Source organism: Tsukamurella soli, assembly GCF_039541155.1.
Lineage (GTDB): Bacteria > Actinomycetota > Actinomycetes > Mycobacteriales > Mycobacteriaceae > Tsukamurella > Tsukamurella soli.
Genome location: NZ_BAABFR010000031.1, coordinates 39,131 through 50,931, shown reverse-complemented (window position 1 = coordinate 50,931; position 11,801 = coordinate 39,131). Strand labels below are relative to the sequence as shown.

Here is an 11,801-nt window from a genome sequence, read left to right as displayed (position 1 = left end):
CCTGCGCGTCGTGCGTAGCGCGCGCCGCCGGACCACCGGCTGGACGTCGTCGGTGTCCGCGACCGCCGTCGTCTCGGCCGCCGGCTTCGCCGCCGCCGCACCCGACCTCGGCGCCGTCGCAGCGGGGGTGACCGCGGTGCTCGCGGTCCCGACCGTGGTCGCGGCGCGCCGACTACGCAGGCTGAAAGCCGCACCGGTACCGCCCCGCGGATACGCGCGCCGCGACCTGCCGCGGACATCGTCGGCGGCGTACGGCCCTGCTCGGCGTCTCGCGGACGCCGAGCAGGAGTTCCTCGCCCTGATGTCCGTCCTCGCCCGCACCCGGGCCCTCCCCGCCGAGGCGATCCGCGACCTCGACGACGCCGCCGACTCGTCGGCGGACGCCGTCGTCCGCTATGCCGTGCAGCTCCAGCACCTGGAGGCGGCCGCGCGTGCGGGTGTCCGGGGGCCGTCGGGGCCAGTGCTCGGCGCGTCGCTCGACGCCGGGCTGCGGCGCCTCGCCGAGGGCGTCGATGCGTATCTCGACATGGTGCGGTCCGCCGCGGCCACGGTGGCCGCCGCACACGGTGCGGCCCTCGGGCGGCCGGGGGTCGGTGCCGATGCCATCGACGCCGCGGTGCCGCAGCTGCGCGACACCGCCGATCGACTGCAGGCCTGGGCGTACGGGATCGCGGCGCTTCCGCCCGTGCCCCACCCACAGATCTGGTGAACTCCGGGTGTCACCGGCCACCCGACTCGGGGATCCCCCCGATATCTCCCTGAAATCGCAGGTCACGGGGTGACTTCGCACAGCATCGGGGCGCACGATGGGAGACATCGGGGATCGACGAAAGGTGTTGGAGATGTTTTGGAAGATCATCGGAGTGATCGCGGCGTTGTGGCTTGCGTTCCTCATTGTCAGCGTCCTGGTCAAGGCGCTGTTCCCGCTGGCGATACTGGGACTGGTGGTGATCGGTATCGTGACCGTGGTCAAGTGGCTGGGGTCCGGTAAGAAGACCACGGTCTAGCAGGCGGGGCGCGCCGCCCCGGTCGGGAGGTGGTGTGCGCGTCGCGATCGTCGCCGGTCCGGAGGCCGGTCACGCGCTACCCGCGCTCGCGCTGGCGACCGCGCTGGCCGCCGCGGGGGATACACCCGTGGTGTTCACCGGCGAGAGGTGGGGCGCTACGGGCACCGAGCGGGGTATCGACACCCGCGGGCTACCGGGCCTGTCGCCGCGGCCCGGGGACGACGACGGTGACGCCGGCCAGAAGATCCACGCGCGGGCGGCGCACATCGCCGCACTATTGCATCCGGAACTATCCTCCCTCGCACCAGATCTCGTGGTTTCAGACATCATCACCGCGGGCGGCGGGATGGCCGCCGAACGACTCGGGATCCCGTGGGTCGAATTGTCCCCGCATCCCCTGTACCTTCCGTCTCGCGGTCTCCCGCCGATCGGCTCCGGGCTCCCGCCGGGCGAGGGTGTCGGTGGGCGGCTGCGGGACGCGATCCTGCGGGCCCTGACGGCACGCCACATCCGTGCCGGCGCGCGGCAGCGCGGGGCGGCCAGGGCGTCGATCGGACTACCGTCGACCGACCCCGGGCCGCGGGCGCGGATAGTGGCCACGATCCCCGCGCTCGAGGTGGCCCGGCCCGACTGGCCGGCGCGCACCCACCTGGTCGGCCCGCTGACACTCGAGCCGACCGCCGCCCACTGCCCGGTGCCCGAGGGGGCGGGCCCTCTCGTGATGGTGGCGCCGTCGACCGCGGCCACCGGCACCGCGGGTCTGGCGGAGCTCGTCGTCGCAGGTCTGACTCCGGCGGCGTTCGGCGGCGCCGTTCGTGTCGCGATCTCGGCCCTGCACCCCACTGGATTCGACGAGCCATGGGTGGCAAGCGGATTCGGCCGGCAGGATCTACTCGTGCAGCAGGCCGACGTGGTGGTGTGCGGCGGCGGGCACGGCCTGCTGACCAAGGCTCTCACCGCGGGCCGCCCGGTCGTGGTGGTGCCCGGCGGCGGCGACCAGTGGGAGCTCGCGAACCGCGTCGCACGCGCGGGGCTGGGAGTGCTGGTACGGCCTGCTACACCCGACGGGATCGCGGCCGCGGTGCGCCGGGTACTCGGGGACCCGGGCTTCGCGGAGCGCGCCCGCGCCGCTGCCGAGGCCGCCGACGCGGTCGCGGACCCCGTCGCGGTATGCCGGTCGGCGCTCGCATAGCCGTCGGAACACGTGGCCACGACTGACTACTCTGGGTCCGTGCGGTTGACCGAGTTTCGCGAACTTCTCACCACCGAGTTCGGTGTCTCCAGAGGCGAGATGCTGATGACCGAGCACCGGCTCGCCGCGCTGGGGCGCACGGGCGAGGCCGCCATCGATGCGGGCGTCGACCCCCGCGATGTCTGGCGGGCGCTGTGTGCCGAGTTCGACGTACCCCGCGAGCGTTGGTGAGCGCCGCTGCCGTCAGTGCGCGATCGGCCCCGGTGACCACATGCCCGACCTCGTGACCGAGCCGAGCTCGGCATGTGCGGGAGTCGCGTCCGGCACGTACGGGATGTAGCGCTCGAGCGCGCCCCACTCGCGGCTCCAGTCACTGTCGAGATATGTCGCGACGGTGTCGGGCTTGCCCGACATCAGCGTCCAGCCGAGTGGGCCGCCGGCGCTGCCGCCCTCCCACGTGGTGGTGGCCGCGACCGCGAGGTCGCGCTCCGGCTGGATGCGCCACTTGGGCTGCTCGGCGATGCCACCGAACTCGGTCCACTGCCGCTGGCAGGGGAACGCGATCCCGGCGCCCCAGTCGATCAGCACGGCGTCGCGGCCGACCAGCTTCCCGAGCGGCTCGAGGTGCGGTACGCGCGGCGGCGTGTACGCGACCCAGTCGTGTGCCGACGGTGACGTCACCGTCGCCCGGATCCGCATCACCGTCGCCAGGCTCGGGACCATCGCTGCGGGAACCCGCAGGTTGCGCCACGCCGGCGCCGGGCCGATGTCGATGGGCGTCACCGTGCCGATCGCGCGGAAACCCGCTCCGTCCGCGCGCCCGAACTCCACGACGAAGCCGCCCGACTCGATGCGGCCGGCGACCGTGACGACCAGGAGTTTGCCCGCCCCCAGGGGCCTCCCGGACGAGCCGGGAAGCCGGTACCAGCCCGACACGGCACGCGCGACCTGCTGGTCGCCCGTCTGCAGGCTGCCCAGAACCGGCGTCCGCGCGGGGTCGAGGCCGAACGGCAGCGCGGCCGTGCTGCCGTTGACTCCCGGCGTGGCGAGCGTGCCGCCGCCGGTGCCGCCGGTGTTGGCCGCCGTGCGCGAGGCGTCGCCGGTCTGCACCACGTCGTCGGCGTTGGTGTTGGTCGCGGTGAGGTCTGTCGCGACGCCGTCGGGTGTGAAGTTCTCGTTGTGCTCACCGGCGAGGGCGGAGCTCTGCGTCCCCGAGACCGGTGTGAGCGTGCCCGCATCGGCGTCGGGCTCGGCCAGCACCCCGTCGGCCTCGCCGCACGGGTGGCCCGCGAGCGAGCGCAGGTTCTGCAGCCCGTACGAGTACGCCGGGTATTGATTGATGATCGACATCACGTTGGAGGCGCCGATCAGTGCGACCACCAGCGCCGCCGCCAGCGTCAGGGGCGCCGCGACAGGCCGCGCTAGGACCCCTCCCACCGCGCGGCCGAGACGGTTGTCGGCGACGATGGTCGGTACCGCAGGCCCGTCGCCGCGGATCAACAGGATCACCGCCCACACCGTGGTGAGCACGGCCAGCACCACGAACACCGACGCGATCGAGACACCCGCCACGGTCGGCGCCGCGCCGCCCCACGGGATGCCGTAGTTACCTGGATAGAACCACCCGTTGGTCGACTCGAAGCACAGCGCCAGGATCGCGAACAGCGCGGCGAGGAACGCCACGCGATAGCGGGCGGTGCGGATCGCCCGCGGCCCGACGGCCACCACCGCGACGGCCGCGATCATTGCGCCGAAGCCCGCGAATGCACCGAAGTGATGGGTCCACTTGGTGGGGTTGAACATCATCAGTAGCAGCGACATCAGGATCACCGACGCCACCCGCAGCGCCGGACCGCTCGCGATACCCGGGATCCGGCGCCGGCGCAGCAGCACCACGAGCACCGCGCCCACGGACGCGAACATCGCGAACATCGCGAACCGCCGCGCGATCGACCCGTTGGGGTTGGCCTGCAGCAGCGCGTCGTAGCGCTGGATCTCCTTGAACCACGGCTCGCTCGGACCCACCTGCGACAACAGGTGCGTCGACTGCAGCATCTCGCGCAGGCTGTGGTCGGCGAAGATCAGCAGCAGCACGGCCGACGCGGCAGCCAGAAGGGGGGCGAGCTCCGCGGCGTAGCCGAGCGTCCGGGAGCCGGCACTGCCCGCGACCGAGGCCGCGCGCACGCGGCCGGCCAGCGCCGCCCACAGTGGGCGGGCCGCGACCACGAACACCGCGAACGCGAAGCTGCCGGTCGGCGCCGCGGACAGTGTGAGCCCGGCCACCACCAGGCCCACGGCGGCCGGTGCCAGGCGTCGCGTCGCGACCGACCGCTCGACGCAGCACCAGGTGACCACGGTGCCGAACGCCACGATCGGTTCGGGCCGCAGGCCGGGGTTGTAGGTGAGCCAGAACAGGAGGAACACCGCCGCGGTCGCCCACAGCGCACGGTGGTAGTCGCGGCGATCGCGGCGCCGCGACAGGCCCAGCCGGGGGAGCACTTCGCGGGAGAGCAGCAGCCAGGTCGCGATCGCCGCCACGAGCGTGGGCAGCCTGAGCCAGGGGCTGGAGACCGACAGCTCGGTCATCCACGAGACCAGGTAGTAGGGCATCCCGAACGGCGCATAGGGCGCGTCGTAGTAGCGGAACACCTCGGGCATGTAGCCGGAGTGCAGCGACGCCTTGGCCATCCCGAGGATGTAGCCGTCGTCGGATGTCGGTGCACCCACGATGTGCCAGATCAACAGGGCGCCCACCACCACGGCGTCGGCGAGGCCCACATGCAGCCAGTGGCCGGGGATCACGCGCCGGGCCCGACGGCCGTCACCGCGGTCGAGGACCGCGAGGGCCACGATCGAGACGACCACCGCGAGCGCTCCGAGGATCATCGCGAGGCCCTTGAGCAGCGTCGGCGTCGTCGAGTACCGGGAGTCGACGGTGACGTGCGCGGAGAGTCCGGCCGGAGCGGCGCCACCTGTGGCGAGGTCTGAGAACAGCCCCACCACCTGCGGGCGGTAGTCGCCGTTCGTGAGCGATCCACTCCCGTTCGGGATGCCGGTGAAGGTCGCCGTCACGCGCTGCGCCGTCGCCGACACCGTCAGCGTCGTGCAGTGGGCCGCCTCGGCGCGCGGCACGGTCACCACCAGGCTGCCGCGGCTGCGGACGGTGACCGAGCGCCCGTCGACGGTGACGAACAGCCCCGCCGCCTGCGCCGAGTCGCCGGCCGCGGCGGGCAGCGTCGAGAACACCGCGGTCTCCTGGTCGGCGGGTGCCGACGCCAGCAATGCGCATGGGATGTGCGCGGTGAGGTCCTGCGGTCGGTACTGCACGAGCGGCGCACTGACCGGCGCGAAGCGCCCCGCCTGCGGCCAGTCGATCGCGACCGTCGTCTGCCGGACCGGCAGCAGCGGCGTGAGCAGCGCGAGGACCAATCCGATGAGGCCGGTGACGACCGCGATGATCCGTACCAGAGGAGTTCGGTCGGGTCGCCGCGCGGCTGGAGTGTTCACGGCTAGCAGGGTATCGGCCGCGTCCGACAGGTCCCCGCAGCCCGCGCCGCGACGGCCGAGACCGCGCCGGCGGACCGCTCGCGGTGGGACGTGATCGGTCTCATCGCGGAGTTATGATGTGACCACCGACATAACTGAAGTCTCCGCCCACCACCCCCGGGCCGGCGACACGAAGAGAAGGCCAGGTGGTTTCCGTGACCCTTGACTCCAATCCGCCGCTCGGCGTGACCGCACATCCCGCGGGTCGACACGACCAGGATCCGCGCGGCGGGCAGTCCGCCGCAGTGCAGTCGTTCTCGCTCGACGACCGGTACACCCGGGAAGAGGGCACCGTCTATCTCACCGGCATCCAGGCCCTGGTGCGCATGGTCCGCGACCGCGCCCGCCTCGACCGCCGGCAGAACCTCACCACAGCCTCGCTGATCTCCGGCTACGAGGGCTCGCCGCTGGCCGGCTACGACATCGAGATCGCCAAGCGCAGCCGATACCTGCGTGACTACGGCATCGTCCACCGCCCCGGGCTCAACGAGGAGATCGCCGCCACCTCCGTGATGGGCTCGCAGCTCGCCGCCAAGGTCGGGGACCTCGCGCACGGATACGACGGCGTCGTCGGCTACTGGTACGGCAAGGCCCCGGGGCTCGACCGCGCCTCCGATGCGCTGCGCCACGCGAACCTCATCGGGACCCACCCGCGCGGTGGGGCGGTCGCGTTGGTCGGCGACGACCCGGGCGCCAAGAGTTCGTCCGTGCCGGCCGCGTCCGAGATGGCCCTCGCCGACCTCTACATGCCGATCCTGTACCCGGCCGACTCGCAGGACATCCTCGATCTGGGGGTGCACGCCGCGATCATGTCGCGCGTCTCCGGCCTGTGGACGTCGTTGAAGATCTCGGCACATGTCGCCGACGGCGCGTCCACCGCCGATGTGCACCCCGACCGCATCCTGCCGGTGTACGGCGACATGGGCACCAGCCCGCACGTACCGAGCGGCCGGCTGCTCGGCGGCAGCCTCATGGAGCTCGAACAGAACCAGCTCACGGTCCGCATGCCGCGCGCCACCGAGTACGCGCGGATCAACAAGCTCAACCGGATCACGGTGCGTTCGTCCGACGACCGTATCGGCATCGTCGCCGCCGGCAAGACCTACCTGGACGTCCGCGAGGGGCTGCGGCTGATCGGTATCACCGACGCGGACCTGAGCCGCCTGGGCATCCGCATCCTCAAGATGGGCATGGTGTACCCGTTCGAGCGGCAGATCATGCGCGAGTTCATCGCCGGCCTCGACGAGGTGATCGTGGTCGAGGAGAAGCGCGACTTCCTCGAAACGATGATGCGCGACATCCTGTATCGGCACCCGGGTGCGCCGAACATCGTCGGCAAGACCAACGAGGACGGCTCCACGCTGTTCTCCCGGTTCGGGGAACTCGACGTCGACGCCGTCGCTCGTGGCCTGGCTTCGCGGCTCGCGCGCGCCCACAGCGTCCCGGCGGCGCGTGCCTGGCTCGACGGCAGGGCGCGTCAGCGCACCCGTATCGAGCTTCCCCTGGCCGTGCGCAGCCCGTACTTCTGCAGTGGCTGCCCGCACAACAGCTCCACCAAGGTAGATGTGGAGAGTGACACCCTCGTCGGCGCCGGTATCGGCTGCCATGTGATGGCGGTTCTGATGGATCCGCAGCAGGTGGGCAACGTGATCGGCCTCACCCAGATGGGTGGCGAGGGTGCGCAGTGGCTGGGCATGGCGCCCTTCCTCGAGCAGCAGCACTTCGTGCAGAACATCGGCGACGGTACGTTCATGCACTCCGGCTCGCTGGCGCTGCGCGCGGCGGTCGCGTCAGGGGAGCGCATCACGTACAAGCTGCTGTTCAACGGCACCGTCGCCATGACCGGCGGGCAGGACCCCGTCGGTCAGATGTCGCTGCCCGAGATCACGCGGCTGCTACAGGCCGAGCGGGTCGCCAAGATCGTCGTCACCACCGACGACCCGAAGCGGACGCGACGGCTGGGCATGCCGAAGGGGGTCGAGGTGCGCCGACGGGACGACATGCTCGATGTACAGCGCGAGCTCGCCGAGATCGACGGTGTCACCGTCCTCATCCACGACCAGCACTGTGCCGCCGAGAAGCGACGCATGCGCAAGCGCGGCACCTATCCGACGCCCGCGCAGCGCGTCATGATCAACGAGCGCATCTGCGAGGGCTGCGGCGACTGCGGGAAGAAGAGCAACTGCCTGTCGGTGCACCCCGTCGAGACCGAGTTCGGGCGCAAGACGCGCATCGACCAGAGTTCGTGCAATCTCGACTTCTCCTGTCTCGAAGGCGACTGCCCGTCGTTCGTGAGCGTCACCCCGGGCGCAGGCCGGGTACGCCGGGCCGCGCAGCCGATCGGCGCCGACGAGGTGCCGCCGCCCGTCGCCGCACGTCGTGATCGGGCCGGCTTCACCGTTCGCGTCACCGGCATCGGCGGCACGGGTGTCGTCACGGTGTCCCAGGTACTCGCCACGGCCGCGGTGCTGGATGGCAACGTCGCGCGCACCGTGGACATGACGGGCATGGCGCAGAAGGGCGGCGCCGTGGTCAGCGACATCAAGGTGTCGCCGGAGCCCGTCGACCAGGCGGCGAAGGTCGCGTCGGGCGACTGCGACCTGTACCTCTCGTGCGACGGGCTGGTCGGCGTCGACCCCGTCAACCTCAAGGTGGCCTCGCCCGAACGCACCACATCGGTCGTGTCCACCACGCAGATCCCCACCGGCGCGATGGTGATCGACACCGCGGTGGGGTATCCCGACACCACGCGGATCCACGACGCCATCGATCAGGCGTCGCTGCGGTCGGTGTACCTCGACCCCGGCATGCTGTCCGAGCGGCTGCTCGGCGACGAGCAGTACTCGAACATGCTGATGGTGGGCGCCGCGTACCAGACCGGTGCACTGCCTGTCTCGGCGGAGTCGATCGAGCACGCCATCGAGCTCAACGGCGTGGCGGTGGAGAAGAACCTGCAGGCGTTCCGCCGCGGCCGCCAGGCGGTGGCCGACCCGGCCGCCATCACCGTCGCGATCGAGGTCGTGCACGCGACGCCGGCGCCGGCGCCGCTGTCGGCGTTCGCAACCGACCTCACGGGCCGGCTCGACGGGGCGTCCGACGGCCTTCGTCATCTCGTGGCGGGCCGGCTCGACGAGCTCGTCGCCTACCAGAGCCAGGCGTATGCGCGCCGCTACTTCGACGACGTCGCACGGGTATTGCGCGCCGAGCGCACAGCGGGGTCCGACGGTGCCGGGCGCGGCGACGGTGAGCGGGTCACGGCCGCGGTCGCGCGCAATCTGTTCAAGCTGATGGCCTACAAGGACGAGTACGAGGTGGCCCGGCTGACGCAGGACGCGGAGTTCGCGGCGCGGGTGGCCGACCAGTTCGGCGCCGACGCCAAGAAGGCGATCCGTCTGCACCCGCCGACGCTGCGCGAGCTGGGAATGAAGAACAAGCTGGCTCTGGGCGAGTGGGCCGCACCCGGCATGCGGGGCCTGGCGCGGATGAAGCGGCTGCGCGGGACCATGCTGGACCCGTTCGGGCGCACGGAGGTCCGACGCACCGAACGCGCGCTGGTGGAGGAGTACCGCGGGCTGATCGATGCGATGGTCGCGCACCTCGCGGGGACCGGCTCCGGCGAGGTCGACGCCGTCGTGATGCTTGCGGAGCTGCCGGACGTGGTCCGCGGCTACGAGGGCGTCAAGATGGCCAACGTCGCGCAGTACCGCGACGAGGTCGCCGCGCAGCGGGCGCGGCTGGGCTGGTAACCCGCCTCACAGCCGTGGCGGCCGGCGCGACTCGCGCCGGCCGCTCGCCGTCTCGGCGTGGCGGCTTGAGTCGAACGAGCATTCGTCTACAGTGGGGCGTGTTCGTACGCGAGAAACCTGTCGTAGGGGTGGTCTAGCGTCAGCGACAACAGACACGGAAGGGTCGGCGGAAGCCGCTCCCTCCACAGAGAACTACCCAGAGCGGAGAACCACCATGGCACCTGCGGCGGATCGCGACAAGGCGCTCGAACTAGCCCTGCAGCAGATCGACAAGAACTACGGCAAGGGTTCGGTGATGCGCCTCGGTGACGAGGTGCGGCAGCCGATCTCGGTGATCCCCACGGGGTCGATCGCGCTCGACGTGGCGCTCGGCATCGGCGGACTGCCCCGGGGCCGGGTCGTCGAGATCTACGGCCCGGAGTCGTCGGGTAAGACGACGGTGGCACTGCACGCTGTCGCCAACGCCCAGGCCAACGGCGGGATCGCGGCGTTCATCGACGCCGAGCACGCACTCGACCCCGACTACGCGGCGAAGCTGGGTGTCGACACGGACGCCCTGCTGGTGTCCCAGCCGGACACCGGCGAGCAGGCGTTGGAGATCGCGGACATGCTGATCCGCTCGGGTGCCCTGGACATCCTGGTCATCGACTCGGTGGCGGCGCTGGTGCCGAAGGCCGAGATCGAGGGCGAGATGGGTGACAGCCACGTCGGGCTGCAGGCCCGGCTCATGAGTCAGGCGCTGCGGAAGATGACCGGCGCGCTGAACAACTCGGGCACCACGGCGATCTTCATCAACCAGCTGCGCGAGAAGATCGGCGTCATGTTCGGCTCGCCGGAGACCACCACCGGTGGTAAGGCGCTCAAGTTCTACTCGTCGGTGCGCCTCGACGTGCGGCGCATCGAGACCCTCAAGGACGGGGCCGACGCGGTGGGCAACCGCACCCGCGTCAAGGTGGTCAAGAACAAGGTGTCTCCGCCGTTCAAGCAGGCCGAGTTCGACATCATCTACGGCGTCGGCATCAGCAAGGAGGGGTCGATCATCGACATGGGTGTCGCCGAGGGCTTCATCCGCAAGTCCGGTTCCTGGTACACCTACGACGGTGACCAGCTCGGCCAGGGCAAGGAGAACGCTCGTAAGTTCCTGCTGGAGAACACCGACGTCCGCGACGAGATCGAGAAGCGGATCAAGGAGAAGCTCGGTGTGGGCGCGGACGTGACGGCCGACGAGGACGAGATCGCCCCGGCGCCCGTCGAGTTCTGATGCACATCGTGGCGGCCGGCGGGCGCTTCGAGCCCGTCGGCGAGGCCGCGCCGGACCTCTCGGTCGCCGCGCCGGATCGGTCGGTGGCTGATCTGGATTCCGAGGTCGTTCCCGATTCGGAACCTCTGGATCCGGGAGAGACGGTGCGCCGGGAGGGGCAGGCGCGAGACCTGATCTACCGGGCCCTCGCCGCCCGTGACCACTCCACCGCGGAGTTGCGGACCAAGCTGGCCAAGCGCGGGTTCGACGAGGATCTGGCCGAGCGCGTGCTGGCGAAGTTCGTGCACGCGGGTCTCGTCGACGACGCGGCGTTCGCGCAGCGCTGGGTCGAGTCGCGGCACAGGTACGCCGGTCGCGGCCGGCGGGCGCTCGCTATGGAGTTGCAGCGCAAGGGGGTCGGCGGCGCGGCCGCCGCGGAGGCGCTCGATCAGGTGAGCCGCGACGACGAGCGGGAGCGCGCCGCCGAGCTGGTCGAGCGGAAGCTGGCGCGGCAGGTCGTGCCAGCCGACCGGGTCGAGCGCGACCGGCTGGTGCAGCGCCTCGTCGGCATGCTCGGCCGCCGCGGCTACCACCCGTCGCTCGCCCTGTCGGTGGTGCTGGACCGGATCCGCGCTGCGGTGGAGGACACGGGAGATGCGACGCAGGCGGGGGACGCGATGGAGGAGGCCCTGTGACGCATCTGCTGTTCTCGTACGGCACGCTGCAGCTGCCCGCCGTGCAGGCCGAGGTGTTCGGCGGCCCGATCGCGGGTACACCGGACGCGGTGGTCGGTTTCGTGGTGGAGCAACTGACCATCGAGGATCCGGAGGTGGTGGCACTCAGCGGGGCCGCGGTCCATCCGGTCCTCGTCCCGGGCGCCGCGACTGCCGAAGTCGTGGGCACCGTTTTCGAGGTCACCGACGCCCAGCTGACGGCGGCTGACGACTACGAGGTCGACGCGTACGTCCGTCGCGGGTTCCCGTTGCGGTCGGGGCGCACGGCCTGGGTGTACGTGCTCGACGCGCCGGGCGATGAGCCGGCGCGGGACTGCTAGGTCGCCCTCCCGACGT

At 71.2% G+C, this 11,801-nt stretch carries 9 protein-coding genes; 8 read left to right on the top strand and 1 reads right to left on the bottom strand.

All coding sequences use genetic code 11. The annotated features are described in order from the left end of the window. The 4 genes from pspM to ABD908_RS11845 all read left to right on the top strand — a co-directional run. On the top strand, window positions 1-709 hold a 709-nt coding region (gene pspM, locus ABD908_RS11860; RefSeq protein WP_344995574.1), incomplete at its 5' end, for a phage shock envelope stress response protein PspM. 133 nt (window positions 710-842) lie between these two features. Then, window positions 843-1,007: a hypothetical protein gene (locus ABD908_RS11855; RefSeq protein ID WP_344995571.1), complete on the top strand. Its 165-nt coding sequence runs from the start codon at window positions 843-845 to the stop codon at window positions 1,005-1,007. A 34-nt stretch (window positions 1,008-1,041) separates the two neighbouring features. Next, window positions 1,042-2,199, top strand: a complete 1,158-nt coding sequence (locus ABD908_RS11850) for a glycosyltransferase (RefSeq protein WP_344995568.1) — start codon at window positions 1,042-1,044, stop codon at window positions 2,197-2,199. A gap of 39 nt (window positions 2,200-2,238) precedes the next feature. After that, window positions 2,239-2,430: a DUF3046 domain-containing protein gene (locus tag ABD908_RS11845; protein WP_344995565.1), complete on the top strand. Its 192-nt coding sequence runs from the start codon at window positions 2,239-2,241 to the stop codon at window positions 2,428-2,430. Between the two features lie 12 nt (window positions 2,431-2,442). Here ABD908_RS11845 and ABD908_RS11840 read toward each other — a convergent pair whose 3' ends face one another. Continuing rightward, the gene (locus ABD908_RS11840) at window positions 2,443-5,706 is read right to left on the bottom strand and encodes an arabinosyltransferase domain-containing protein (RefSeq protein WP_344995562.1); all 3,264 of its coding nucleotides are present in this window, start codon (window positions 5,704-5,706) and stop codon (window positions 2,443-2,445) included. 194 nt (window positions 5,707-5,900) lie between these two features. Here ABD908_RS11840 and ABD908_RS11835 point away from each other — a divergent pair, with 194 nt between their 5' ends. The 4 genes from ABD908_RS11835 to ABD908_RS11820 all read left to right on the top strand — a co-directional run bounded on the left by ABD908_RS11835 (window position 5,901) and on the right by ABD908_RS11820 (window position 11,785). Beyond that, window positions 5,901-9,491 carry an indolepyruvate ferredoxin oxidoreductase family protein gene (locus ABD908_RS11835; RefSeq protein WP_344995559.1) on the top strand — a complete coding sequence of 1,197 codons (3,591 nt, stop codon included), beginning with the start codon at window positions 5,901-5,903 and terminating at the stop codon, window positions 9,489-9,491. Window positions 9,492-9,705: 214 nt separating this feature from the next. Beyond that, window positions 9,706-10,752 (top strand): recombinase RecA, encoded by a 1,047-nt coding sequence (recA, locus tag ABD908_RS11830; protein ID WP_344995556.1) that lies wholly within the window; start codon window positions 9,706-9,708, stop codon window positions 10,750-10,752. Beyond that, window positions 10,752-11,426, top strand: coding sequence for a regulatory protein RecX (locus ABD908_RS11825; protein ID WP_344995553.1), 675 nt, complete (start codon window positions 10,752-10,754; stop codon window positions 11,424-11,426). The genes recA and ABD908_RS11825 overlap by 1 nt, the downstream gene beginning before the upstream one ends. Then, window positions 11,423-11,785 carry a gamma-glutamylcyclotransferase family protein gene (locus ABD908_RS11820; RefSeq protein ID WP_344995550.1) on the top strand — a complete coding sequence of 121 codons (363 nt, stop codon included), beginning with the start codon at window positions 11,423-11,425 and terminating at the stop codon, window positions 11,783-11,785. The genes ABD908_RS11825 and ABD908_RS11820 overlap by 4 nt, the downstream gene beginning before the upstream one ends. The last annotated feature ends 16 nt before the right edge of the window (window positions 11,786-11,801 follow it).